Annotated in this window: 23 protein-coding genes and 1 other RNA gene; 21 read left to right on the top strand and 3 right to left on the bottom strand. The window is 71.4% G+C overall.

The window, feature by feature from the left end; genetic code table 11:
• Nucleotides 1-5: 5 nt before the first annotated feature.
• Together G8346_RS14030 and G8346_RS14025 are read right to left on the bottom strand one after the other, a co-directional pair.
• Nucleotides 6-368 (bottom strand): YraN family protein, encoded by a 363-nt coding sequence (locus G8346_RS14030; RefSeq protein ID WP_166052388.1) that lies wholly within the window; start codon nt 366-368, stop codon nt 6-8.
• Complete coding sequence (locus tag G8346_RS14025; RefSeq protein ID WP_166052386.1) at nt 365-2,110, bottom strand: penicillin-binding protein activator; 1,746 nt, start codon at nt 2,108-2,110, stop codon at nt 365-367. Before G8346_RS14025 ends, G8346_RS14030 begins: the two co-directional genes overlap by 4 nt.
• Before the next feature lie 46 nt (nt 2,111-2,156).
• On the opposite strand from G8346_RS14025, the gene rsmI reads away from it, so the two are divergent.
• From rsmI to lpxC, 19 genes are all read left to right on the top strand, one after another.
• The gene (rsmI, locus tag G8346_RS14020; protein ID WP_370520665.1) at nt 2,157-3,017 is read left to right on the top strand and encodes a 16S rRNA (cytidine(1402)-2'-O)-methyltransferase; all 861 of its coding nucleotides are present in this window, start codon (nt 2,157-2,159) and stop codon (nt 3,015-3,017) included.
• Nucleotides 3,018-3,026: 9 nt separating this feature from the next.
• Nucleotides 3,027-3,389: RNase P RNA component class A (gene rnpB / locus G8346_RS14015), an RNA gene on the top strand.
• 241 nt (nt 3,390-3,630) lie between these two features.
• Nucleotides 3,631-4,086: a division/cell wall cluster transcriptional repressor MraZ gene (gene mraZ, locus G8346_RS14010; RefSeq protein ID WP_166052382.1), complete on the top strand. Its 456-nt coding sequence runs from the start codon at nt 3,631-3,633 to the stop codon at nt 4,084-4,086.
• Nucleotides 4,086-5,030 (top strand): 16S rRNA (cytosine(1402)-N(4))-methyltransferase RsmH, encoded by a 945-nt coding sequence (gene rsmH, locus G8346_RS14005; protein ID WP_370520664.1) that lies wholly within the window; start codon nt 4,086-4,088, stop codon nt 5,028-5,030. The genes mraZ and rsmH overlap by 1 nt, the downstream gene beginning before the upstream one ends.
• Nucleotides 5,027-5,305: a cell division protein FtsL gene (gene ftsL / locus G8346_RS14000; protein WP_370520663.1), complete on the top strand. Its 279-nt coding sequence runs from the start codon at nt 5,027-5,029 to the stop codon at nt 5,303-5,305. Before rsmH ends, ftsL begins: the two co-directional genes overlap by 4 nt.
• Nucleotides 5,302-7,032, top strand: coding sequence for a penicillin-binding protein 2 (locus G8346_RS13995; RefSeq protein ID WP_166052380.1), 1,731 nt, complete (start codon nt 5,302-5,304; stop codon nt 7,030-7,032). Before ftsL ends, G8346_RS13995 begins: the two co-directional genes overlap by 4 nt.
• On the top strand, nt 7,029-8,543 hold the full coding sequence (locus G8346_RS13990) for a UDP-N-acetylmuramoyl-L-alanyl-D-glutamate--2,6-diaminopimelate ligase (RefSeq protein ID WP_166052378.1): 1,515 nt from the start codon (nt 7,029-7,031) through the stop codon (nt 8,541-8,543). The genes G8346_RS13995 and G8346_RS13990 overlap by 4 nt, the downstream gene beginning before the upstream one ends.
• Nucleotides 8,540-9,901 (top strand): UDP-N-acetylmuramoyl-tripeptide--D-alanyl-D-alanine ligase, encoded by a 1,362-nt coding sequence (murF, locus tag G8346_RS13985; RefSeq protein WP_166052375.1) that lies wholly within the window; start codon nt 8,540-8,542, stop codon nt 9,899-9,901. The genes G8346_RS13990 and murF overlap by 4 nt, the downstream gene beginning before the upstream one ends.
• A 1-nt stretch (nt 9,902) precedes the next feature.
• The gene (mraY, locus tag G8346_RS13980; protein WP_166052372.1) at nt 9,903-10,991 is read left to right on the top strand and encodes a phospho-N-acetylmuramoyl-pentapeptide-transferase; all 1,089 of its coding nucleotides are present in this window, start codon (nt 9,903-9,905) and stop codon (nt 10,989-10,991) included.
• A complete protein-coding gene (gene murD / locus G8346_RS13975; protein WP_166052370.1) occupies nt 10,988-12,352 on the top strand; it encodes a UDP-N-acetylmuramoyl-L-alanine--D-glutamate ligase in 1,365 nt (454 codons plus the stop codon). Before mraY ends, murD begins: the two co-directional genes overlap by 4 nt.
• Complete coding sequence (ftsW, locus tag G8346_RS13970; protein ID WP_166052368.1) at nt 12,349-13,542, top strand: putative lipid II flippase FtsW; 1,194 nt, start codon at nt 12,349-12,351, stop codon at nt 13,540-13,542. The genes murD and ftsW overlap by 4 nt, the downstream gene beginning before the upstream one ends.
• Nucleotides 13,539-14,636, top strand: coding sequence for an undecaprenyldiphospho-muramoylpentapeptide beta-N-acetylglucosaminyltransferase (gene murG / locus G8346_RS13965; RefSeq protein ID WP_166052366.1), 1,098 nt, complete (start codon nt 13,539-13,541; stop codon nt 14,634-14,636). Before ftsW ends, murG begins: the two co-directional genes overlap by 4 nt.
• The gene (murC, locus tag G8346_RS13960; protein ID WP_166052364.1) at nt 14,633-16,054 is read left to right on the top strand and encodes a UDP-N-acetylmuramate--L-alanine ligase; all 1,422 of its coding nucleotides are present in this window, start codon (nt 14,633-14,635) and stop codon (nt 16,052-16,054) included. Before murG ends, murC begins: the two co-directional genes overlap by 4 nt.
• Complete coding sequence (murB, locus tag G8346_RS13955) at nt 16,054-16,995, top strand: UDP-N-acetylmuramate dehydrogenase (RefSeq protein WP_166052641.1); 942 nt, start codon at nt 16,054-16,056, stop codon at nt 16,993-16,995. Before murC ends, murB begins: the two co-directional genes overlap by 1 nt.
• Nucleotides 16,992-17,990 (top strand): D-alanine--D-alanine ligase, encoded by a 999-nt coding sequence (locus G8346_RS13950; RefSeq protein ID WP_166052362.1) that lies wholly within the window; start codon nt 16,992-16,994, stop codon nt 17,988-17,990. The genes murB and G8346_RS13950 overlap by 4 nt, the downstream gene beginning before the upstream one ends.
• Nucleotides 17,974-18,831 carry a cell division protein FtsQ/DivIB gene (locus tag G8346_RS13945; protein WP_166052360.1) on the top strand — a complete coding sequence of 286 codons (858 nt, stop codon included), beginning with the start codon at nt 17,974-17,976 and terminating at the stop codon, nt 18,829-18,831. Before G8346_RS13950 ends, G8346_RS13945 begins: the two co-directional genes overlap by 17 nt.
• On the top strand, nt 18,818-20,053 hold the full coding sequence (gene ftsA, locus G8346_RS13940) for a cell division protein FtsA (RefSeq protein ID WP_166052358.1): 1,236 nt from the start codon (nt 18,818-18,820) through the stop codon (nt 20,051-20,053). The genes G8346_RS13945 and ftsA overlap by 14 nt, the downstream gene beginning before the upstream one ends.
• Before the next feature lie 37 nt (nt 20,054-20,090).
• Nucleotides 20,091-21,308, top strand: coding sequence for a cell division protein FtsZ (gene ftsZ, locus G8346_RS13935; protein WP_166052356.1), 1,218 nt, complete (start codon nt 20,091-20,093; stop codon nt 21,306-21,308).
• A 141-nt stretch (nt 21,309-21,449) separates the two neighbouring features.
• A complete protein-coding gene (lpxC, locus tag G8346_RS13930) occupies nt 21,450-22,355 on the top strand; it encodes a UDP-3-O-acyl-N-acetylglucosamine deacetylase (protein ID WP_166052354.1) in 906 nt (301 codons plus the stop codon).
• 186 nt (nt 22,356-22,541) lie between these two features.
• Here the strand turns inward: lpxC and G8346_RS13925 are convergent, their stop codons facing one another.
• Nucleotides 22,542-23,966 carry a Fic family protein gene (locus tag G8346_RS13925; protein WP_166052351.1) on the bottom strand — a complete coding sequence of 475 codons (1,425 nt, stop codon included), beginning with the start codon at nt 23,964-23,966 and terminating at the stop codon, nt 22,542-22,544.
• Nucleotides 23,967-24,230: 264 nt separating this feature from the next.
• Here G8346_RS13925 and G8346_RS13920 point away from each other — a divergent pair, with 264 nt between their 5' ends.
• Together G8346_RS13920 and G8346_RS13915 are read left to right on the top strand one after the other, a co-directional pair.
• Nucleotides 24,231-24,470 carry a type II toxin-antitoxin system HicA family toxin gene (locus tag G8346_RS13920; RefSeq protein WP_166052348.1) on the top strand — a complete coding sequence of 80 codons (240 nt, stop codon included), beginning with the start codon at nt 24,231-24,233 and terminating at the stop codon, nt 24,468-24,470.
• Entirely contained in the window at nt 24,470-24,826 is a 357-nt protein-coding gene (locus G8346_RS13915; RefSeq protein ID WP_166052346.1) for a type II toxin-antitoxin system HicB family antitoxin, read from the top strand. Before G8346_RS13920 ends, G8346_RS13915 begins: the two co-directional genes overlap by 1 nt.
• Nucleotides 24,827-24,913 lie beyond the last annotated feature (87 nt).

The following is a 24,913-nucleotide window of genomic DNA, read 5'->3' as shown; positions in this document are numbered from 1 at the left end:
GGGCCTCAGCTGGCGCCGTCGAAGGCGGCGCGGATCCAGTGCGGCTCATTCTCGCCGTCGGGCCCCGAGATTGCCACCACGTCGAAGCGTGCGGGCCATGCTGCGGCGCGCGGATGTGTCATGAGGTAGTGCCTTGCGGCGAGACGCAGTCGTCGTTGCTTGTGCGCGTCGACGCTGCCCGCCGCGCCACCGTGGCGCTCGCTGCCGCGTGCCCGGACCTCGACGAACACGAGCTCGTCCCCCTCGCGCATCACCAGGTCGATCTCGCCGAGGCGGCAGCGGTAGTTGCGCTCCAGCAGCGACAGTCCCCGGTCCCGGAGGTGGGCCAGCGCCGCGTCTTCCGCAGCGCGGCCGCGCGCCTGCCTCATGGCTGCTTCGGCGGCTCAGGCGGCGGGCGCGTGGCCATGTCGTCCGGCTCGGTGTCGGGGCCGCCGTCCGGCCCGGGCAAGGGCTCGAGGGCGAAGGGCGGGGGGTCGTGGCGCACCTCGCCGGCGATGAAGCGGCCCCACGCCAGGTCCCGCCCGACGCGGCCCGCCGCATCGAGGCTCAGTTCGCCGGTGAGGCCCTGGATGCCGCCGGGGAGCGTGGCGCCGCCCTGGTACAGCAGGGGCAGCAGCCGGTAGGCATCGGCGCCGAAGGCGTACAGGCGGCCGCTGTGTTCGACGGCGCCCGGGCCGAAGGCGCGGAAGGGCGCCATGACTTCCGGCGAGACCGCGCCGACGCGCCACGGCATGTCCGGGAACAGCACGCCCTCGAGGTCGTCGTTGCGATCGCGCGTGGGATCGTAGACCAGTGAAGTCGCGTAGACCGGCAACTCGCTGGCGTAGTGAAAGCGCAGCTGCGGCCGCAACAGGACGGCCTCGGCCGAACGCGCCGCAAGGAAAACCAGGTCCGCGTCCTGGCGCCGCCGCGGCTCGTACTCCAGCCCGCGGCCGAGCAGGCCCTGGAGCTGCTGGTGCCGGGCACGGCTCTCGTCCAGCAGCAGAAGGCTGCGGATCTCGACCGAGAAGTCGTTCTCGCGCGGGTCGTAGACCTGCCAGTCCAGCACTTCACCGCCCCCCGCCTGGAAGGTCGCGATGAAGCTTTCCGCCATGCGGCGTCCCTGGTCCGTGTCCTGCCCCAGCACCAGCGCGCGCCGATGCCCGTCGAGCAGGGCGCGCTCTGCTGCCGCCGCGGCTTCCTGCTCGGGGGCGAGCGCGAACTGCGCCAGGTAGCCCGGCAGTTCGACGCCGTCATCCGCCCAGTTCAGCGCCAGCCCGGGCGCGGGGGGCAGCTCCGTAGCCGCCAGCTCCTCGAGTTCGCTCTTGAGCAGCGGGCCGACGATGAACTCGGCCCCGTTGCGCACCGCCATCTCGTAGGCCGCGCCCGCGCCCAGCGCCACGGTGTCGTACACGAGCAGCGCCGGGCGTTCTCCCTCGCTCGCGTCGCTGAGGTAGGCGGAGATGAAGCCGTCGCGCACGGCGGCAGCGGCGCCGCCCTGGCGCCCGCCGAGCGGCAGCAGCAGGGCCACCTGTGCCGGGTACTCCGTCATGGCGCGGTAGTCCGCCAGCAGCGTCTCGACCAGGCCGGTCGCGGCCGGATGCCCGGGATGCGCTGCGCGCCATGCTTCCAGGCCGGCGCGCAGCCGGAACAGGTTGCCGCCGCTTTCCGCAGCGCTGCGGCCCAGCGCCAGCCAGCCCGCCGTCACCGGGTCGGTGCCGGACGGGGCCTCCAGCACGATGCCTGCCGCAGTCGCCTCCTGCATGCGGTTCCAGATGCGGCGCTGGTTCGCCGCCCTTGCCGCGGGATCCGCCAGCATGCGCTCGCGCTGCACCAGCGCGGCGACGCCGACGTCCGGTTGCCGCGCTGCGAATGCGGCCTCCGCGCGCAACTCGAGGACGGCGAGCGCCTCCGGGTCCGTACGGCCGGCGGGCAACGCGGCCAGGCGCAGCAGCGCGGCCTCGGCGCGTCCGTCGGCCAGCGCCTGGCGCGCCTCCGCCAGCGCCGCCAGCGTGGACTCGCCGGCGCTCGGTTCCGGCTCGCGCTGCAGCGGCGCGCAAGCGGCCAGCAGCAGGGCGACGACGGTCGCCAGCAGCAGGGTTTGCGCGATACGGGGGCGGGGATGCAGCATGCGTCGAGTGTCCGGGAAGGCTGGTGCGCGGGGAAGGGCGATTATAGTGGCAAAAACACCGGGAACGCTGTGGGTCGTGGCCACGCCCATCGGCAACCTCGAGGACCTGTCGCCGCGCGCGCAGCGCATTCTCGGCGAGGTCGCACTGGTGATCTGCGAGGACACGCGCCACAGCGGGCGCCTGCTGGCGGCGTTCGGGATCAGGCAGCGCCTGGCCTCGCTGCACGAGCACAACGAGGCGCGGGTGGCGCCCGGGCTGGTCGAGCGGCTCGCCGCCGGGGAGAGCATGGCCCTGGTCTCCGACGCCGGCACGCCGCTGTTGAGCGACCCCGGCTATCGCCTGGTGCGCGCGGCGGCCGAGGCCGGCGTCACGGTCAGCCCCGTGCCCGGGCCCTCGGCGCTGCTGGCGGCGCTCTCGGTGGCCGGGTTGGCGACGGATCGTTTCGCCTTCGAGGGCTTCCTGCCGGCGAAGTCCGGCGCGCGGCGCGCCCGGCTGCAGGCGCTGGCGGAGGAGTCGCGCACGCTGGTGTTTTTCGAGGCCGGCAACCGTGTCGGCGCGCTGCTGCAGGACGCCGTCGAATGCCTCGGCGCCGGCCGCGAGGGGGTGCTGGCGCGCGAGCTGACCAAGCTGCACGAGCAGGTCTATCGCGGCCGCCTGGCGCAGCTGGTCGAGCTTGCGGGGTCTGACCCCGACGTGTCGCGCGGGGAGATGGTGGTCCTGGTGGCCGGACGGGCGGATGCGCAGGCAGGCGACGGCGACCGGGCGCTGTTGCAGCAGCTGTTGCCGGCGCTGCTGGAGGAGCTGCCGCCGAGCCGTGCCGTGAAGCTTGCGGCCAGGCTCTCCGGGGTGCCGCGGCGCGAAGTGTACGAGCTGGCGCTCAGCCTGGGCGCGTCGGGCGTACAATAGGCGGGCGCAGGAGCCGGCCGGACAGTCGCTCCGGCCTCGGCCGGGGAGGAAAGTCCGGGCTCCACAGGGCAGGGTGCCAGGTAACGCCTGGGCGGCGCGAGCCGACGGAAAGTGCCACAGAAAACATACCGCCTAAGCGCTGCGGCGCCGGCAAGGGTGAAAAGGTGCGGTAAGAGCGCACCGCGCGTCCGGCAACGGTTCGCGGCACGGTAAACCCCACCTGGAGCAAGACCAAATAGGGAAGCATGCGGCTACGGCCGCGACGCGCGGCCCGCGCGCGCTTCTGGGTAGGTCGCTCGAGACGCACGGCGACGTGCGCCCCAGATGAATGACTGTCCCCGACAGAACCCGGCTTACAGGCCGGCTCCTGCGCACCTGGTCTGCCGTGGCAATGGGACCCAATCTAATCCACTGCCGCAAGAACGTCCTATAACTGGTTGATTTTTCGCCATACGCATGGCAGTTTTTCCACCTGCGGAAAGCTCGCTAAGTATCGGTAGCTAAAGAAATTTTTTTGCAACAAGCGGTTGACTGGGGGTGAGCCGGTTCATATAGTGGCGCCAAGTGGGGATAAGTGGGAAGAAATGGGGGCACGTGCCTCCGGGACACCATCATGTTTCGCGGCGCCAACCGGATTTCACTCGATGCGAAGGGTCGCCTGGCGATCCCGACGCGCTATCGCGCGCGCATCGAGGAGCGCTGTGAAAACCAGCTGATCGTCACGGTCGACCGCGACTACTGCCTGCTCGTCTACCCGCTGCCCGAGTGGGAAGAGATCGAGCGCCGCATCTCCCGCCTGCCCACGCTGAATCGCCAGGCCCGCCGCCTGCAACGCCTCATGGTCGGCCACGCCACCGAGGTCGAGCTCGACGGCCAGGGCCGCATCCTGCTGCCGCGCGAGTTGCGCGACTTCGCCGCCATCGACCGGCAGGTGATGTTCATCGGGCAGGGCAACAAGTTCGAGATCTGGGACGAGCAGCGCTGGAACGAGCGGCGCGACCAGTGGCTGACCGAGGAGTCCGCCGAGTCAGGCGGGCTCGCGGCCGAACTCGAATCGTTCAACTTCTAGTGGAGCAGGGCGCGACGGGACATGCGCCGGTGCTCCTCGGGGAGGTGCTGGAAGCCCTCGCCGTACGCGTGGACGGGCGCTACCTGGATGCCACGCTCGGGCGCGGCGGGCATGCGGCAGCCATCCTCGAACGGCTGGGTGAAGAAGGAAAACTGCTGGCCGTGGACCGGGACCCGGAGGCCATCCGGGCGGGTGAGCGGCGCTTCGTCGGGGACCACAGAGTGTCGATCGTCAGGGGGAATTTCGCCGCGGTGGGGGACATCGCCCGGGAGGCCGGTTTTGGGGCCGGCTTCGACGGGGCGCTGGTCGACCTCGGCGTTTCCTCGCCCCAGCTGGACGACGCGACCCGCGGCTTCAGCTTCCTGCGCGACGGCCCGCTCGACATGCGCATGGATCCCGACTCGGGTGAGAGCGCCGCGGACTGGCTGGCGCGCGCGAGCGAGGACGACATCACCCGCGTGCTGCGCGACTACGGCGAGGAGCGCCACGCCCGGCGCATCGCGCGCGCCATCGTGCGCGCCCGGGCCGAGGCGCCCATCGACACCACCGCGCGCCTGGCGGCGCTGATCGCGACCGCGATGCCGGGCCGTCCCGAGCCGGGCAAGCACCCGGCCACGCGCAGCTTCCAGGCCATCCGCATCCATGTGAACCAGGAGCTGGCGGCGCTGGACGCGGTGCTGGAGCAGCTGGTGGAGCTGCTGCGCCCCGGCGGGCGGCTGTGCGTCATCAGCTTCCATTCCCTCGAGGACCGGCGCGTGAAGCGCTTCATCCGCCGCCACTCCGAGGTCGCCGAGCCGTGGCGCGGGTTGCCCGAGATTCCCGTGCATGCCCGGCCGCGCCTGCACCGCGTCGGCAAGGCCATCCGTGCCGGCGACGCCGAGGTGGCCGCCAACCCGCGCGCCCGCAGCGCCGTGCTGCGCGTGGCCGAAAAGGTGGCGGCGTGAGAGGCCTGCTGCGCCCCGTGGTGCTCGCGGCCCTGCTCGCCGCTGCCGTGCTCGTCTCCGCGGTGGCCGTGGTGGACGCGCGCCACAGTGCGCGCCAGACGTTCATCGCGTTGCAGGCCCTGCATCGCGACCGCGACGCGCTGAACATCGAGTGGCGCCAGCTGCAGATCGAGCGCAGCACCTGGGCCGCCCACGCCCGCGTCGAGCAGCTGGCGCGCGACCGGCTCGCCATGCGCGTGCCCGCGCCCGCCGAGATCGAGATCGTCAAGCCATGAAGCGCAAGGCCGAACACGAACTGTTCCAGCGCCGCTTCCGCCGGCGCATGGCCTTCGTCGCGGTGACGTTCATGCTCATGGGCGTCGCGCTGGGTGCGCGCGCGGTGAAGCTGCAGTTCGTCGACCAGGACTTTTTCCAGCGCCAGGGCGATGCGCGCCAGATGCGCGTGGTCGACGTTGCGGCGCATCGCGGCACCATCACCGACCGGCGCGGCGAACCGCTGGCGGTGAGCAGCCCCGTCGACAGCGTCTGGGTGAACCCGCGCGAGCTGCGCAACTCGCCCGCCGAGATCCCGCGGCTGGCGAAGCTGGTGGGCCGCGACCCGGACTGGGTGCTGCGCGCAATCAGCTCGCAGCCCGAGCGCGAATTTCTCTACCTGCGCCGCCACCTGCCGCCGGAACAGGCCGCCGCGGTCATGGCGCTCGGCATCCCCGGGGTGCACCTGCAGCGCGAGTACCGTCGCTTCTACCCCGGCGGCGAGGTGACCGGGCACGTGCTCGGCTTCACCAACATCGACGACGTCGGCCAGGAGGGCCTGGAGCTGGCCTACGACCACTGGCTCGCCGGCGAGCCGGGCCAGAAGCGCGTGCGCCGCGACCGCCTCGGCAATGTCATCGAGGACGTGGAGAGCATCCGCGAGGCGCGGCCGGGTCGCGACCTGCGCCTGAGCATCGACCTGCGCATCCAGTACCTGGCCTACCGCGAGCTGAAGCGCGCGGTGCAGGCGCACCAGGCCAAGTCGGGCTCCATGGTGGTGCTCGACGTGCGCAGCGGTGAAGTGCTGGCCATGGTCAACCAGCCCAGCTTCAACCCGAACGACCGCAGCCAGCTCTCTGCGGAGCGCTACCGCAACCGCGCCACCAACGACATCTTCGAGCCGGGCAGCAGCATCAAGCCGCTGATCGTCGCCGCGGCGCTCAGCAGCGGACGCTTTGCGGCCGACTCCGAGATCGACACCTCGCCCGGCTGGCTCACCGTCGGCACCAAGACCATCGAGGATCGCAACAACCTCGGGCGCATCGATTTCCCCACCCTGCTGCTGCGTTCCAGCAACGTCGGCGCCTCGAAGGTGGCGCTGGCGCTGGACCCGCGCCAGCTGTGGGGCGAGTTGCGCCGCTTCGGCCTCGGCGAGGTCTCCGCCACCGGGTTCCCCGGCGAGTCGGCCGGCGTGCTCACCGAGCCCGAGCTGTGGCGACCCATCGGCCAGGCCACGCTGGCCTACGGTTACGGCCTCTCCGTCACGCCGTTGCAGCTGGCGCACGCCTACGCCGTGCTCGGCGCCGACGGCCGCGCCGCGCCCGTGTCCCTGCTCGCGCTCAACCGCCCGGCCCAGCTGCGCCAGGTGATCGAGCCCGAGGTGGCGCGCGCCGTGCTGGAGATGATGGAGCCGGTGGTGAGCGCCGAGGGCACGGCTGCGCGCGCCGCCATCGCCGGGTACCGCGTGGCCGGCAAGACGGGCACGGCGCGCAAGTTCATGGCCGGCGGCTACCACGACGATCGCTACCTCTCGGTGTTCGGGGGCGTGGCGCCGGTATCCGACCCGCAGCTGGCCGCGGTGGTGCTGATCGACGAGCCGTCGGGCGGGGTCTACTACGGCGGCGAGGTGGCGGCGCCGGTGTTCTCGCGGGTGCTCGGCGACGCCCTGCGCATTCTCGGCATTCCGCCGGACGACGGCGCCGACGCCCGCTCGGTGGGCACGCTGGTGCAGGCGATGGGACAGCCATGATGCCGCAAGCCGACACGCCGCCGGTGATGACGCTGGGTGAGCTGCTGGGCGCGGCGGCGCCCGCGGCGCATGCGACGCTGGGGGTGACCGACATCAGCCTGGACAGCCGCCGCATCACGCCCGGCGCGCTGTTCCTCGCCGTGCCCGGGACCCGCAGCCACGGCTTGCAGCACGCCGCGGCGGCCGCAGCCGCCGGTGCGGCCTGCGTCGCCTGGGAGCCCGCCAGCGGCCTCGGCGCGCCGCGCCTGCCGGAGGGCTGCGTGGCCTTCCCGGTGCCCGGCTTGCGGGCGCGCCTGGGCGAAATTGCGGACCGCTTCTTCGGCGCGCCCTCGCGTTGCCTCGAAGTGGTCGGCATCACCGGCACCAACGGCAAGACCACCTGCGCCCACCTCGTGGCCGGCGCGCTGGAACGCGCGGGCCGGCGCGCCGGGCTCGTCGGCACCCTCGGTGCGGGCCCGGTCGGTGCGCTGCAGCCCTCGGCACTGACCACCCCCGACGTGGTGGAGGTGCATCGCACGCTGGCCGACCTGGCCGGGCTGGGCCTGCGCGCCGTGGCCATGGAAGTGTCTTCGCACGCCCTCGACCAGGGCCGCGTGGACGGCGTGCGCTACGCCGTCGCCGCCTTCACCAACCTGAGCCGCGACCACCTCGACTACCACCCGAGCCTGGAGGCCTACGGCGCCTGCAAGGCGCGGCTGTTCCTCGAGCATGCACCGCGCGTCAGCGTCATCAACACCCTGGATGCTTTCGGTCGCGAGCTCGCCGCGCAACTGCCGGCCGACGCCCGTCGCCTGGTGCTGACGGCGGATACAGGCCCGGGCGCGGCCGGCGAGACGCGGCTGCGGCTGGTGGGCGTCGAGGCGCTGGCGGACGGCCTCGCCGTGGCGCTGGCCGGTGAGTTCGGCCAGGCGGCGCTGCGCTCACCGCTGCTCGGCGCCTTCAACGCCGAGAACCTGGCGATCGCTTTCGGCGTGCTGCTGGCCCTGGGCCTGGCGCCCGACGAGGCGGCCGATGCGCTCGGCGTGCTGCGGGCCCCCGCCGGGCGCATGGAGGCGTTCCCCGACGCGGCGCGGAACGTATTGGCGGTGGTCGACTATGCGCACACGCCGGACGCGCTGGCCAAGGCGCTCACCGCGCTGCGCCGCCACTGCCGCGGCCGGCTGTGGTGCGTGTTCGGCTGCGGCGGCGACCGCGATCGCGGCAAGCGCCCGGAGATGGGTCGCATCGCCGAGCAGCTCGCGGACGAGATCGTCATCACCGACGACAACCCCCGCAGCGAGGACGGCGTGGCCATCGTCGCCGACATTCTCGGCGGGCTGCAGGACCCGGGCCGGGCGCGCGTGGAGCGCGACCGCGCCGCCGCCATCCGCCAGGCGCTCGGCGCGGCGCAGTCGGGCGACGTCGTGCTGGTGGCCGGCAAGGGCCACGAGACGTTCCAGATCGTGGGCGCGGAACACCGGCCTTTCAGCGACCGGGCGCTGGTGGCGGAACTGACGGGAGCGGCAGCATGATCCACGGCAGCCTGACCGGCCTCGCACGCGCCCTGTCCGCCACCCTGCTCGGGCCCGACCCGGGGTTCAGCGGCGTCTCCACCGACACCCGCGCGCTGGCGGCGGGCGAGCTGTTCGTCGCCCTGCGCGGTCCCAGCTTCGACGGCCACGACTTCGTGGCGGCGGCGGCAGAGGCGGGTGCCGCGGGGGCGGTGGTGGATCACGCGGTGCCGGTGAACCTGCCGCAGCTGCTGGTGGCCGACACGCTGCAGGCGCTCGGCGGCATGGCCGCGGACTGGCGCAGTCGCTTCGACATCCCGGTGCTGGCCGTCACCGGCAGTTTCGGCAAGACCACGGTGAAGGAAATGATGGCCGCGATCGCCGCGCAGCGTGGCGACATCCTGGCGACGCGCGGCAACTACAACAACGAGATCGGCCTGCCGCTGACCCTGTTCCGGCTCGACGCGTCCCACCGCGCCGCGGTGCTGGAGCTCGGCGCCAACCACGGCGGCGAGATCGCCCGCATGGTGGCGATCTGTCGGCCCTCGGTGGGGCTGGTGACGGCGGCCGGCCCGGTGCACCTCGAGGGCTTCGGCAGCCTCGAGGGCGTGGCGCGCGGCAAGGGCGAAATGTTTTCCGGGCTGCCCGCGGACGGCACCGCGGTGATCAACTGCGACGACGAGTTCGCCCCGCTGTGGCGCGAGCTGGCCGGGCAGCGTCGCAGCGTCGGTTTCGGCATGGCGGCGGCAGCCGAGTTCCGCGCCGAGGACGTGCGCCAGTCGCTCGACGCCGCAGGCCCGCTGCTGGAATTCCGCCTGGTGACGCCGGACGGCAGCGCCGACGCACGGGTGCGGCTGCCGGGACGGCACAACGCCATGAACGCGCTGGCCGCGGCAGCCACGACCTGGGCTGCCGGCTGGTCGCTGGAAGAGATCGTCGCCGGCCTGGCCGCAGTGCAGGGGGTGCGCGGGCGCATGAGCCTGCGCAAGGCGCCCGGCGGGGCACTGCTCATCGACGACACCTACAACGCCAATCCCGCCGCGCTGCAGGCGGCGATTGAGTACGCCACGGCACTGCCCGGCGAGACCTGGCTGGTGCTGGGCGACATGCGCGAACTGGGCCCGGCGTCGACGGCCATGCACGCCGCGGCCGGCGAGTCGGCCCGGGCACACGGCGTGACGCGGCTCTACGCCCTCGGCAGCGAAGCGTGCGCCGCGGCCGAGGCGTTCGGCGACGGCCGCTGCTTCGACGACCTGGACGCGCTGGTGCAGGCGCTGGCGGCCGACCTGCAGCCGGGCATCAACCTGCTGGTGAAGGGCTCGCGCTCGATGCGGCTCGAGCAGGTGGTGGAACGGCTGGCCGCGGGGGAGGGCGCCTGAGATGCTGATGTACCTCGCCGAGTACCTGGCGCGCTTCGAGTCCGGCTTCAACGTCTTCCAGTACCTGACGTTCCGCGCCATTCTCGGTGCGCTCACCGCGCTGGCGCTCTCGCTGCTGGTCGGGCCGTGGATGATCCGCCGGCTCACCTTCCACCAGATCGGCCAGCAGGTGCGCAGCTACGGGCCCGAGTCGCACCTGCCCAAGGCGGGCACGCCGACCATGGGCGGGGCGCTGATCCTGGTCGCCATCACCGTCGCCACCCTGCTGTGGGCGGACCTGGCCAATCGTTTCGTGTGGATCGTGCTGGCGGTGATGCTGGGCTTCGGCCTCATCGGCTTCGTCGACGACTACAAGAAGCTGGTGGTCGGCGACAGTCGCGGCCTGGCGGCGCGCTGGAAGTATTTCTGGCAGTCGGTGGGCGCGCTGCTGGCCGGCGCGGCCTTCGTGCTCACCGCCACCGACCCGGCGGTGGACCTGGGGCTGATCGTGCCCTTCTTCAAGGAGGTGGCGCTGCCGCTGGGCACCGTTGCCTTCATGGCGCTGGTGTACTTCGTCATCGTCGGCTCCAGCAACGCGGTCAACCTGACCGACGGCCTCGACGGCCTGGCCATCATGCCCACGGTGCTGATCGGCGGCGCGCTCGGCCTGTTCGCCTGGGTCACGGGCAACGTCAACTTCGCCAATTACCTCGGCATCCCCTACGTCGCCGGGGTGGGCGAGATGCTGGTGTTCTGCGCCGCGCTGGTCGGCGCCGGCCTCGGCTTCCTGTGGTTCAACACTTACCCGGCGCAGGTCTTCATGGGCGACATCGGCGCGCTCGCGCTGGGTGCCGCGCTCGGCGCGGTCGCGATCGCGGTGAGGCAGGAGATCGTGTTTTTCATCATGGCGGGCGTGTTCGTGCTCGAGACGGTCTCGGTGATGCTGCAGGTCGCGTCCTTCAAGCTCACCGGGCGCCGCATCTTCCGCATGGCGCCCATCCACCACCACTTCGAACTCAAGGGCTGGGCCGAGCCGAAGGTGATCGTCCGCTTCTGGATCATCACCGTGATCCTGGTCCTGTTCGGCCTCGCCACACTGAAGGTCCGATGATCGCGCACCCCGAAACACACCGCCGCCCCGGCGCCGCCGCCCAGCCCGTGCTGCTGGTCGGCCTCGGCGCCACCGGGGCGTCGTGTGCGCGCTACCTGGCGCGCCTCGGCCAGGCGGTGCGGGTGGTCGACAGCCGCGCCGAGCCGCCGGGACTGGCGGCGCTCGGCGCCCTGCGGGACACGCTCGATCTCAGGCTCGGCGGTTTCGACAAGGGCGCGCTGGAAGGCGTGGCCGAGGTCGTGGTCTCGCCCGGCGTGTCGCTGCGCGAACCGCTGCTGGAAGAGGCGCGCCGGCGCGGCCTGGAACTCTTGGGCGACATCGAGCTGTTCGCCCGCGTGGCGCCGGCGCCGGTGGCTGCAATCACCGGCTCCAACGGCAAGAGCACCGTCACCACGCTGGTGGCCGAGCTGGCGGCCGCGGCCGGGCTGGCGGTGCGCGCCGGCGGCAACCTCGGCACCCCGGCGCTCGACCTGCTCGAGGGCGAGGTGCCCGACGTCTACGTGCTGGAGCTGTCCAGCTTCCAGCTCGAGACCACCACCTCGCTGCATGCCCGCGCCGCCTGCGTACTCAACCTCAGCGCCGACCACATCGACCGCCACGGCTCGCTGGAGGCCTATGCCGGCGCCAAGGCGCGCATCCTGCGCGGCGCCGAGCGCGTGGTGCTGAATCGCGACGACCGCGTGGTCATGGCGATGTGGGACGGGCGCACGCCGCGCATCCTGTTCGGCCTCGGTGCGCCCGGCCCCGGCGAGTACGGCCTGTTGGATACGCCCGGGGGCCCTGCCCTGGCGCGCGGCAGGAAAGCGCTGCTGCCGGTGAGCCGGCTGCGCCTGCGCGGTGGTCACAACCACGCCAACGCGCTGGCCGCGCTGGCGATGATCGAGGCGCTGGGGCTCGAGCCGCGCCACTGCCTCGAGGCGCTGGCCAGCTTCGCCGGCCTGCCGCATCGCGCCGAGTGGATCGCCGAACGGCGCGGCGTGCAGTACATCAACGACTCCAAGGGCACCAACGTCGGCGCCGCGGTGGCCGCCATCAGCGGCATGGACCGCCCCGTGGTGCTGATCGCGGGCGGCGACGGCAAGGGCGCCGATTTCACCCCGCTGGTCGCGGCCGCGCGTGAGCGCGTGCGCGCCGCGGTGCTGCTGGGGCGCGATGCGCCGCTGCTCGAGGCGGCCCTGTCCGGCGCCTGCGCCACGTTGCGGGTGGCGGACATCGAGGCGGCGGTGGCCGAGGCGGCGCGGCTGGCCGAGCCGGGCGACTGCGTGCTGCTGTCGCCGGCCTGCGCCAGCACCGACATGTACAGCGACTACCGCGAGCGCGGGCAGCGCTTCGCCGCCGCCGCGCGGGAGCTGCCGGCATGAGCGCCGTGGCGCCGCGCACGCGCATGCAGTACCCGCTGGACGGCTGGCTGCTGGTCAGCGCCCTGGCGCTGGCGCTGCTCGGGGCGGTGATGGTGGCCTCGGCCTCGATCACCATCGCCGAGCGCAGCTACGAGCAGCCGCTCTACTTCTTCGTGCGCCAGCTGGTCTACCTCGGCGTCGCCGGCCTGGCTGCCGCCCTGTGCATGGCCGTGCCGATGTCGGCACTGGAGCGCGCCGGGCCGCTGCTGCTCACCGGCGCCTTCGGGCTGTTGCTGCTGGTACTGGTGCCGGGCGTCGGCTACGAGGTCAACGGCGCCACGCGCTGGCTGCGCCTCGGCCCGCTCAACCTGCAGGCCTCGGAACCGGCGCGCCTGCTCATACTGCTCTACCTGTGCGGCTACGTGGCGCGGCGCGGCGAGCTGCTGGAAGCGGGCTTTCGCGGCCTGTTGCTGCCGATGCTGGTGGTCACCGCGGCCGGCTCGCTGCTCATGCTGCAGCCGGACTTCGGCGCCACGGCGGTGCTCTTCGCCACCGCCATCGGCGTGCTGTTCGTCGGCGGCATGCGCCTCGGTTACCTGCTGCTGATGACCGTGGCGGGCGCGGCGTCGCTGGCGCTGCTCGTGCTCACGTCCGAGTACCGCATGCGCCGCCTCACGGCCTTCCTCGATCCGTGGGCCGACCAGTTCGGCTCCGGTTTCCAGCTCACCCAGTCGCTGATCGCCATCGGGCGCGGCGGCTGGTCGGGCGTCGGCCTCGGCGGCAGCGTGCAGAAGCTGTTCTATCTCCCGGAGGCGCGCACCGACTTCATCTTCGCCGTCTACGCGGAGGAGTTCGGGCTGCTCGGCGTGTTCGTGATGATCGCCCTGTTCGGCCTGCTGGTGTGGCGTGCTTTCGCCATCAGCATGGCCGCGGCGGCCGCGCGGCGCCCCTTCCAGGCCTGCCTGGCTTTCGGTCTCGGCACCTGGATCGGCATGCAGGCCTTCATCAACATGGCGGTGAACATGGGCCTGCTGCCCACCAAGGGGCTGACGCTGCCGCTGGTGAGCTACGGCGGCAGCAGCCTGCTCATCACCGGCGCCGCCATCGGGCTGTTGCTGCGCATCCATTACGAGCTCATGGCGGACGGCCTGGCGCGGCCGGCCCGCCCGGCGCGTGCGACATCCACCGCGCGCGCCGGGAGGCGGTCGTGAGCGCGCGCGTGCTGGTCATGGCCGGCGGCACCGGCGGCCACGTCTTCCCGGCCCTCGCGGTGGCGGAAGCCCTGCGCGCGCGCGGCCTGGAAGTGGTGTGGATGGGGACGCGCCTGGGGCTGGAGGCGCGCGTGGTGCCGGCCGCCGGCATCGAGGTCGAATGGATCACCATCGGCGGCCTGCGCGGCAAGGCGCTGGCCACCCGGCTGGCGGCCCCGTTCAAGATCGGCCTGGCGATCGCGCAGGCGCTGCGCATCATGTTGCGGCTGCGTCCCGCGGTGGTGCTGGGCATGGGCGGTTACGCCGCCGGGCCCGGCGGCGTGGCCGCCTGGCTCACGCGCCGGCCGCTGGTGATCCACGAGCAGAACGCCGTCGCCGGCACCACCAACCGCCTGCTCGCGCGCCTCGCGCGGCGCGTGCTGGCGGCCTTCCCCGGCGCCTTCCCGGACGGCGTGGACGCCGAGGTGGTCGGTAACCCGGTGCGGCCTGCGATCGCCGCCCTGCCGCACCCGGACCGGCGCCTGGCGGAGCGCAGCGGCCGCATCCGGTTGCTGGTGCTGGGCGGCAGCCAGGGCGCGCTGGCGCTGAACGAGGCCGTGCCCGCGGCGCTGGCACACCTGCCGGAGCCGCTGCGCCCGGAAGTGCGCCACCAGGCCGGGCGCAACACCCTGGACATTGCCCGCGCCACCTACGCCCAGCACGGCGTCGAGGCCGAGGTCACGGAGTTCATCGACGACATGGCCGAGGCCTACGGCTGGGCCGATCTCGCCATCTGCCGCGCCGGCGCGCTCACCGTGTCCGAGCTCGCCGCGGCGGGCCTGCCCGCGGTGCTGGTGCCGTTCCCGGCGGCCGTGGACAACCACCAGACGCTCAACGGCGGCTACCTGGTGGCCGCCGGCGCCGCGGTGCTGGTGCCCGAGCGGCAGCTCGGCCACGAGCGCCTCGGCCGGGTCCTCGCCGGCCTGCTCGCCGACCGCGGCCGCCTGCAGGACATGGCGCGCCGTGCGCGCGGCGCGGCGCGGCCGCAAGCGCTGGCCGCGATCGAGCGCGTGCTGCTGGAAGCAGGGCACCTGCCCATGGAGGACGCGGCATGAAGAACCGCATGCGCCGCGTCCATCGCATCCACTTCGTCGGCATCGGCGGCTCCGGCATGGGCGGCATCGCCGAGGTGCTGCTCAACCTGGGCTACGAGGTGCAGGGCTCGGACTTGCGCAGCGGCGCCGTGGTGCAGCGGCTGGAGTCGCTCGGCGCGCGCGTCATGCTCGGCCACGCCGCGGCCAACCTCGCGGGCGCGGACGTGGTGGTGGTTTCCAGCGCCGTGCCGGCGGACAACCCGGAAGTGATGGAGGCGCAACGCCGGCGCATCCCCGTGGTGAAGCGCGCCGAAATGCTCGCCGAGCTGATGCGCTTCCGCTACGGCATCGCGGTGGCCGGCACGCACGGCAAGACCACCACCACCAGCCTGGTCGCCAGCGTGCTCGGCGAGGCGGGCATGGATCCCACCTTCGTCATCGGCGGGCGGCTGAACAGCGCCAACACCCATGCGCGGCTCGGCACCGGGCGTTTCCTGGTGGCCGAGGCCGACGAGAGCGACGCCTCCTTCATGCACCTGCAGCCCATGCTGGCGGTGGTCACCAACGTCGAGCCCGACCACATGGGCACCTACGGCGGCGACACCGAGCGGCTGAAGCAGGCCTTCGTCGACTTCCTGCACAACCTGCCGTTCTACGGCCTGGCCATCGTGTGCATCGACGACCCGGGCGCCGCCGGGCTGCTGGAGCGCATCGCGCGCTCGGTGCTGACCTACGGCTTCGACCCGCGCGCCGACGTGCGCGCCACCGATTTCGTGCAGGACGGTCGCGTGTCGCGCTTCACCGTGACCCGCCCGGGCGGGCATGCGCCGCTCGAGGTGGCGCTGAACCTCGCCGGGCGGCACAACGTGCAGAACGCGCTGGCGGCCATCGCCGTGGCCCTCGAGCTGGAGGTGCCGGACGCGGCCTTGCTGCGCGCGCTGCAGGGTTTCGGCGGCATCGACCGTCGCATGCAGGAACTCGGCGAGCTGGCGGCGGGCGACGGCCGGGCGCTGCTGGTGGACGACTACGGCCACCACCCCACCGAGCTGGAACGCACGATCGAAGCGATCCGCGGCGCCTGGCCTGAGCGGCGCGTGGTGGTGGCGTTCCAGCCGCACCGCTACAGCCGCACGCGCGACCTGATGGACGATTTCGCGCGCGTGCTGTCCGGCGCCGACGCGCTGCTGCTGTGCGAGGTCTACGCCGCCGGCGAGGCGCCCATTCCGGGCGCCGACGGCCGTGCGCTGGCGCGGGCCATCCGCTCGCGCGGCAAGGTGGAGCCGGTGTTCGTGGAGCAGGTCGAGACGCTGCCCGAGGCGCTGGCCGCGGTACTGCAGCCGGGCGACCTGGTGGTCACTTTCGGCGCCGGCAGCATCGGCGCGGTGGCGGCCGGCCTGCCGGCGGCGCTGCCCCCGAACCAGGCGGGAGGCGCGTCGTGATGGCGGCGATGCAGTACTTCCCGGCCTGGACGCCGCGCGGCGAGCTGCGCCGCGACGAGCCGATGGCGCGGCACACCTCGTGGCGCGTGGGCGGCCCGGTGGACACCTGGTACCGCCCCGCGGATCGCGAGGACCTGGCGGGCTTCCTCGCCGCGCTGCCGCCGGAGCTGCCGGTGTACTGGGTCGGGCTGGGCAGCAACCTGCTGGTCCGCGACGGCGGCCTGCGCGGCGCCGTGGTGAGCACGCACAACGCCCTGTCGCACATGGAACGGCTCGGCGCGCAGGGCATCCGCGCCGAGGCCGGCGTGCCCTGCGCCAAGATCGCGCGCAGCTGCGCCCGCTGGGGCCTGGGCGCGGGCGAGTTCTTCGCCGGCATCCCGGGCACGCTGGGCGGTGCGCTGGCGATGAACGCCGGCGCCTTCGGCGGCGAGACCTGGGACTACGTGCGCGCGGTGGAAACGCTGGATCGCGCCGGGGTGCGCCGCCGCCGCGCGGCGGCGGAGTACCAGACCGGCTATCGCAGCGTGCGCGGGCCGGAAGGCGAGTGGTTCGTCGCCGCCGAGCTGGCGTTCCCGGCCGGGCGCCCGACCACGCAGGCCTCCATCCGCGAGCTGCTGGTGAAGCGCAAGGCGACCCAGCCCATCGGGCTGCCGAGCTGCGGCTCGGTGTTCACCAACCCGCCGGGCGACCATGCCGCGCGCCTCATCGAGAGCGCCGGCCTGAAGGGTTGCCGCATCGGCGGTGCCGAGGTCTCGCCCAAGCACGCCAACTTCATCATCAACACCGGCGCCGCCACCGCGGCCGACATCGAGACCCTGCTGCGCCATGTCGCCGCAGAAGTCGAGCGGGTGCACGGCGTGCGCCTCGAGACCGAGGTGCGCATCGTCGGCGACCCGGCGACCCGGCGCCCGGCGCCTGGCGCCCCGGAGGCGGGGTCATGAGCCGCGTGCACGTGAAAGACCCGGCCGAGTTCGGCCGCGTGGCCGTGCTGATGGGCGGCGATTCGGCCGAGCGCGAGATCTCGCTGCTCACCGGCGAGGCGGTGCTGGCGGCCTTGCGCAGTCGCGGCGTGGACGCGCACCGGGTCGACCCGGCGGAGGGCCTGGAGCCGCTGCTGGCGCGGCCGGGTTTCGACCGCGCCTGGATCGCGCTGCACGGGCGCGGCGGCGAGGACGGCCTCATGCAGGGCGCGCTGGAGACGCTCGGCATCCCCTACACCGGCAGCGGGGTGCTGGGCTCGGCGCTGTCCATGGACAAGCTGCGCAGCAAGCAGCTGTTCGTGGCCCACGGGCTGGCCACGCCGCGCTGGCGCGTGATGCGCCTGGCCGCGGAGGCCGAGGCGGTGGTCGCCGAGCTCGGCCTGCCGCTGATCGTGAAGCCGGCCGGCGAGGGGTCCAGCGTCGGCATGAGCAAGGTGACGCGCGCGGACGAGCTGCCGGCGGCCTTCGCCGAGGCGGCGCGCTGGGCCGGGCCGGTACTGGCGGAGGAGTGGGTCACGGGCGGCGAGTACTCGGTGGGCGTGCTGCAGGGCGAGGTGCTGCCCGCGGTGCGCATCGAGACGCCGCGTGCCTTCTACGACTACGAGGCCAAGTATTTCTCCGACGAGACGCGCTACCACTGCCCCTGCGGGCTGGAGCCCGCCGTCGAGGCCGGTTTCGCCCGGCTGGTGCGCACCGCCTTCGCCGCGGTGGCGGCGAGCGGCTGGGGGCGGGTGGATTTCCTGCTGCCGGAGGACGGCATGCCGCGCTTCCTCGAGGTGAACACCATCCCCGGCATGACCAGCCACAGCCTGGTGCCCATGGGCGCGCGCCAGGCCGGCATCGATTTTCCCGAGCTCGCCTGGCGCGTGCTGGAGACCAGCCTTGCGCCGCGCTCGGGTGACGCGGACGACGAGGCGTATGACGACGCGGGGGTGCGCCATGGCGCGTCCGGCTGAATCCCGCCGCCGCGGCGGGCGGCGCGAGCCCGAGCCGCGTTTCCGCTGGCGGCTGCCGCAGTTGCCGGCGCTGCCGTGGAAGGAGGCCGGCGCGGCGGCGCTGGCGCTGGGCGTGCTGGGCGCGGCCGGCTGGGGCGCCGCGCAGGCGCTGGACCGGCCGATCCGCCAGGTGATCGTGCACGGGCCGTTCGAGCGCGTCAGCGTGCTGCAGGTCGAGGCCGCGCTGGGCGACCTGCGCGAGCAGGGCTTCCTCGGCGTGCAGCTGGACAGCGTGCGCGCGCGCATCGTCGCCGTCGACTGGGTGGACGACGCGGTGGTGCGCCGCCGCTGGCCGGCGGAGATCGAGATCACGGTCATCGAGCAGGTGCCGGCCGCGCGCTGGGGGGAGAGCGGCCTGTTGAACACGCGCGGCGAGCTGTTCGTGCGCGACACGCGCCACGTCCCGCCCGAGCTGCCGCAGCTGTCGGGCCCGGAGGGCAGCGAGCAGCTGGTGGCGCGACGTTACCTGGATGCCCGCTCCATGCTCGCCGCGGTCGGCATGGGCGTCAGGGTGCTGGAGCTGGACGCGCGCGGCGCCTGGCGCATGGAGCTGAGCAACGGCTTCGAGGTGCGCCTCGGGCGCGAGTCTTTCGAGCGGCGGCTGGAGCGCTTCGCGCGCATAGCGGCGCCGCTGCTGACGCCGCAGGCGGCCACGGTGGAGTACGTGGACCTGCGCTACAGCCGCGGCTTCGCGGTGGGATGGCGCAAGGAAAAGGACGCGACGGAGCCGGCGGGCGCGAAGGACACCCAGACGACAGGAGGCGCGCAGGCGCAGAGGGACAGGATTCATGGTCAAGCGTAACGCCAGGGACACCATCGTCGGGCTGGACATCGGCACCTCCAAGGTGGTCGCCATCGTCGGCGAACTCACCGGCGAGGGCGGCATCGAGGTCATCGGCATCGGCAGCCATCCCTCGCGCGGGCTGAAGAAGGGCGTGGTGGTGAACATCGAGTCCACGGTGGCCTCCATCCAGCGCGCGGTGGAGGAAGCCGAGCTGATGGCCGGCTGCGAGATCTCCAACGTCTACGCCGGCATCGCCGGCAGTCACGTGCGCAGCCTGAACTCGCACGGCATCGTCGCCATCCGCGAGCGCGAGGTGACGCCGGGCGACGTCGAGCGCGTCATCGACGCGGCGCGCGCGGTGGCCATCCCGGCCGACCAGAAGATCCTGCACATCATCCCGCAGGAGTTCCTGATCGATTACCAGGAAGGCATCCGCGAGCCTATCGGCATGTCGGGCGTGCGCCTCGAGGCCAAGGTGCACATGGTCACCGGCGCCGAGAGCGCGGCGCAGAACATCATCAAGTGCGTGCAGCGCTGCGGGCTCACGGTCGAGGACATCGTGCTGGAGCAGATCGCCTCCAGCCATGCGGTGCTGTCGGACGACGAGAAGGACCTGGGCGTGTGCCTGGTGGACATCGGCGGCGGCACCACCGACATCGCCGTGTTCTCCGGCGGCGCCATCCGCCACACCGCGGTGATTCCCATCGCCGGCGACCAGGTCACCAACGACATCGCGGTGTCCATGCGCACGCCGACGCAGTACGCGGAAGAGATCAAGATCCGCTACGCCTGCGCGCTGTCGCAGCTCGCCAACCCGGACGAGACCATCGAGGTGCCGAGCGTGGGCGATCGCCCATCGCGGCGCCTGGCGCGCCAGACCCTGGCCGAGATCGTCGAGCCGCGCTACGAGGAGCTGTTCACGCTGATCCGCAACGAGGTCGCGCGTTCCGGCTTCGACGACATGATCGCGGCCGGCGTGGTGCTCACCGGCGGCAGCTCGAAGATGGAGGGCGCCATCGAGCTGGCGGAAGAAGTTTTCCACCTCCCGGTGCGGCTCGGGGTGCCGCACGGCGTCACCGGCCTGGCCGACGTCGTGCGCAACCCGATCCATGCAACGGGGGTGGGCCTGCTGCTGTACGCATTGCACGAGATGCAGCAGCGGCAAGGCGAGTCGCCCATGGGCGGCGGCATCAAGGACGTCTGGGCCCGCATGAAGGCGTGGTTCCAGGGCAATTTCTAGACACACAAGGGGCGGGGCAATCCCGAGGAGAGCGAAAATGTTCGAACTGGTAGACGGATACAACTCAAACGCGGTCATCAAGGTGATCGGCGTGGGCGGGGGCGGCGGCAACGCCGTGTCTCACATGATGGATTGCGGCATCGACGGCGTGGAGTTCATCTGCGCCAACACGGACTCGCAGGCGCTGAAGAACTCGCGCGTGAAGACTGCGATCCAGATCGGCTGCAACATCACCAAGGGCCTGGGCGCGGGCGCCAACCCGGATCTCGGCCGGCAGGCGGCGATGGAAGACCGCGACCGGCTGCGCGAGGCCATCGAGGGCAGCGACATGCTGTTCATCACCGCCGGCATGGGCGGCGGCACCGGCACCGGCGCGGCGCCGATCGTGGCGCAGGTGGCCAAGGAGCTCGGCATCCTCACGGTCGCCGTGGTGACCAAGCCCTTCGGCATGGAAGGCCGCAAGCGCGCCGACATCGCCGACCAGGGCATCACCGAGCTGGCCAAGCACGTCGACTCGCTGATCACCATTCCCAACCAGAAGCTGCTGACCGTGCTCGGCAAGACCACCACGCTGCTGGACGCCTTCCGCTCCGCCAACGAGGTGCTGCAGGGCGCGGTGCAGGGCATCGCCGAGCTGATCACCCGTCCGGGCCTGATCAACGTCGACTTCGCCGACGTGCGCACCGTGATGTCCGAGATGGGCATGGCCATGATGGGCACCGGTCGCGGCACCGGCGAAGACCGCGCGCGCGACGCCGCCGAGGCCGCCATCTCCAGCCCGCTGCTGGAGGACATCAACCTCGAGGGCGCCAACGGCATCCTCGTCAACATCACCGCCGGCATGGATCTCGCCATCGGCGAGTTCGACGACGTCGGCATGGTGGTCAAGGACCGCGCCTCCGACGACGCCACGGTGGTCATCGGCACGGTGATTGACCCGGCGATGGAAGGCGAGGTGCGCGTCACCGTGGTGGCCACCGGCCTCGGCGGCGCCATTCACCAGCGCAAGCCGACGCGACAGGCGGCACGCCAGGAGTCCGAGCCGCACGCCCGCGCCCCGCGCGTGCGCGTCGTGGCGGATCCGGCCAGGCCCGTGAACTACAACGACCTCGAGTCGCCGCCGGTGGCGCGCCGCCGCGCCAGCGAGGACGAGCACCTCGAGGCGCCGAAACGGGCCGTGGGCCAGAGCTTCGACTATCCCGCGGACACCGAGATGCTGGACATCCCGGCCTTCCTGCGGCGCCAGGCCGACTGACCGGCCCGGCGGGCATGGGCGAGCGCTTCCGGGGGAGCCCCGCTCTTCCTCCCCGGGGAGCGCTCGCCTTTTGTTGCAGGTGCAAAATGTGTTAATTTGCCCGACTGTTTGACAAATTTATTTCGGCTGCGTGAAACCTACATGTTCAGACAGCGCACACTGAAGAACACCATCCGCGCCACCGGCGTCGGCCTGCACACCGGCGAGAAGGTCCTCATGACCCTCGGCCCGGCGCCCGTGAACAGCGGCATCGTGTTCCGTCGCACCGACCTGGCAGGCGCACCCGAGGTGCGTGCCGACGGCATGCTGGTGCGCGAGACCACGCTCGGCACCACCCTGATGCAGGACGACGTGCGCGTCGCCACCGTGGAGCACCTGATGTCGGCCTTCGCCGGCCTCGGCATCGACAACGCCGTGGTCGAGCTGTCCGCCACCGAGGTGCCGATCATGGACGGCAGCGCGGGCCCCTTCGTGTTCCTCATGCAGTCGGCCGGCATCGCCGAGCAGTCCGCGGCCAAGCGCTTCATCCGCATCCGCCGCCCGGTGGAAGTGCGCGACGGCGACAAGTGGGCGCGCTTCGAGCCCTACGACGGCTTCAAGATCGACTTCGAGATCGAGTTCGACCACCCGGTGTTCAAGCGCCACCACCAGCGTGCCGTGATCGATTTCGCCACCACCTCCTTCCTGCGCGAGATCAGCCGCGCCCGCACCTTCGGTTTCATGCGCGACATGGAATTCCTGCGCTCCATGAACCTGGGCCGCGGCGGCAGCCTCGACAACGCCATCGTGCTGGACGAATACCGCATCCTCAACGAGGACGGCCTGCGCTACGAGAACGAGTTCGTGCGCCACAAGATCCTCGACGCCATCGGCGACCTCTACCTGCTCGGCCACTCCGTCATCGGCGCCTTCAGCGGCTACAAGTCGGGCCACGGCCTGAACAACCAGCTGCTGCGCGAGCTGGTGCGCAACGAGTCGGCGTGGGAAGAGGTGACCTTCGAGGACGAGCGGGACGCGCCGCTGACGTTCGTGCCCGCGGCGGCCTGACCGCAGCTCCAACCCCTTTCTCTTGACCGCGGCCCCGGACCGTCATGGGTCCGCTGCGCTTGGAATTCTTATGCCGCTCCGCGGACCCATGACGTCCCGGGGCCGCTGCTCTTGGGGTTCGATCGCCGCTCCGCGGACCCATGACGGTTCGGGGCCGCTGCTCCTTGGCTGGGTTGGCGTGGCCGATCAGCGCCAGCTTTGGCGCCAGGTCTCGTAGTCGGCAGGGCGCAGGCGGTAGCGCGCGATGTTGCCCTCGTGGAGGCTCATCAGCTCGGTTTCCACGACCTCGATGAAGCGTGTGCGGTCCACGAGCGGGACCTGGTCCGCCGCGTATTGCCGGGCGAGTGCGGTGGCGGCTTGCTTGTCCAACCGTCCGCGCACCACGGCTGCGACGGCCGCGGCGATCAGGGCGCGGTAACGCAAGCGGAAGGGGTCCGGCTCGCCCAGTGACTGGCGCACGGTCGAGTAGCGCGCGCTCGATCTCTGACAGGCCCAGACGAAGACATCGCGCAGCAACTCGATGCGATTAAGCTCGTAGACCCCTAGCACGCCCTCGATGTACGTGCGTTCCGGAACGTCCACGAACGACACGGGGCAGAGATTGTTGCGGATCAGCGGGATGTTTGCCGCGAGCCGGGCAACGCGCTTGTTGACGTCTTCGAAGCCCTGCAGGTAGGCGAGGTGCACGAGCGCAAAGAAGGCCTGTTCGAAGGGGTCGGAAATGGCGGAAGCGGTATCCAATACTTGCTGGAAACATTCCTCGATCAGCTGCGGCACCTCCAGCGGATGGTAGGTGGTGCCTGCGATCCCAACGGGGATGCGCCGCAGCCGACCAGCCGCCTGAGGATCGGCCAGCAGGTTGTCCGCCAGCAAGCCATGCAGGTTGAGGATGGTGTAGCGATCAAAGCCGATCTCGTCGGCCTGCTCGACGAGCAGGTCGATGGCGGCCTTGTGGTTCAGGATCATCTGCGCTTCCAGCGCGTCCTTGCCCTCGGCCGCTTCGCCCAGTTCCAGCAGGCGCTCAGTTTCCAGCAGCGAGTAGGTGTTGCCTTCCAGGCGGCTGGAGTTCCATGAGAGGTCGATCAGCAGGCGGCGGTAAATCGTGCGGGCATAGGTGCCTGCCGGACGGGCGCCGTCGGGCGGGCGTCCCGCCTCGAGCAGCCGTCGCCGCGTGTCTGCGGGCAGGTAAAAGGTGACGTTGGGCCGGTAAGCGTCAAGAAAGCTGCGTTGGTAGCCGACGGGCCGTCGATGATGCAGCGGTGCGCGGACAGCGCGCCTGATGGCTTCCCCTTCAGCCGAGACCGGAATGTAAGGCTCGCCGCGCCCTTCGAGCGTGCCTGGGCCCGCTGCCAGGTCCCCGGCGCCCCGGATGTCCTGCATGGCGGGTGCGCTCGGACCTTCGACCGGCGCCCGATAGCGCAGGCCTCTGCCATGCCCTTCCGCAACCAGCCGTCCCTGTGCGGTCAGCAGGGCCAGACGACGCTGCAACGTCCGCGGCGGCAGCTCGTAAGGCAGCGCCTCGCGGATGAGCCCGACCGACGCGCCCTCCGGGCGGGTCGTCACGATGGCGACGAGGTCGTCGAGCTGGTGGGCAGGGATTCTCTTCGGCATGCCGTGGATTATATGTCGCGAAAAGCATTTATGCGACATCAAAACAGTTTAAATGTCGCTAGATCTGTTTTTATGACGTTAATTTGTCTTATATGTCGCAAAACTGTGGCTGGTAAGCGTCGCTTTCGCTCCTGGCTTCCCTGGAAAAGCAGAATTCGCCCATGACGAGTCCCTCCGCTGCACGTCAGCTGGCAACGCGTCTAATTTCGGGTTTGTTAAGGGAGGTGTTGTCGAGTGATATCGCATGAAGTATCGTCATGCCTTATGGGCAAGGCTGACAAGCTACTCGCAAAGATGCGGGTCAACCCGCGAGATTGGCGCATCGAAGAGCGCGAAGCGGTAGCGAAGAGATACGGCATCGAAGTGCGGAAGACAGGTGGCAGTCATTTCGTATTCCTTCACGCCGAGGCAGAGATTGCCGTGACGATTCCGTTCAAACGCCCGATCAAGCCCGTGTACGTAATCCAGTTCCTTGCGCTGCTGGATGAGATTGGAGCTGATTGATGAAAAAGCACATCGACTATCCCCTTGAATTGCGTCCACTTTCAGATAAAGAAGGGGGTGGCTGGCTGGTGACCTATCCGGATCTGCCCGGATGCATGTCCGATGGGGAAACGCCCGAAGAGGCCATGGCCAACGGCAAGGATGCACTTGATGCCTGGCTCAAGGCCGCGGCAGAGGCCGGGCGGGATATTCCAAGCCCTGGCGATCTGCCGAGTGGAAAATTTATCGCGAGGGTTCCCCGCAGCCTGCATGCCCGGCTGAGCGCGCGCGCCAGGCAGGAGGGAGTCAGCATGAATGCGCTTGTGTCTTCATTCCTGGCTGAGAGCCTCGGCCGCCGCGAGGGCATGAAGCGGTGATACCCCGAAAATCGACGCGTGCGCGGCTTGTTGGCCAGGCTGGAACGTCACATGCCCGGCACGCGAGATAAAGATTTCCCGAGCGGG

The sequence above is a fragment of the Thioalkalivibrio sp. XN279 genome, assembly GCF_011089885.1.
GTDB lineage: Bacteria > Pseudomonadota > Gammaproteobacteria > Steroidobacterales > XN24 > XN24.
Note: the sequence above shows the minus strand (reverse complement) of the source record. Positions and strands in the feature narration are given on the sequence as shown.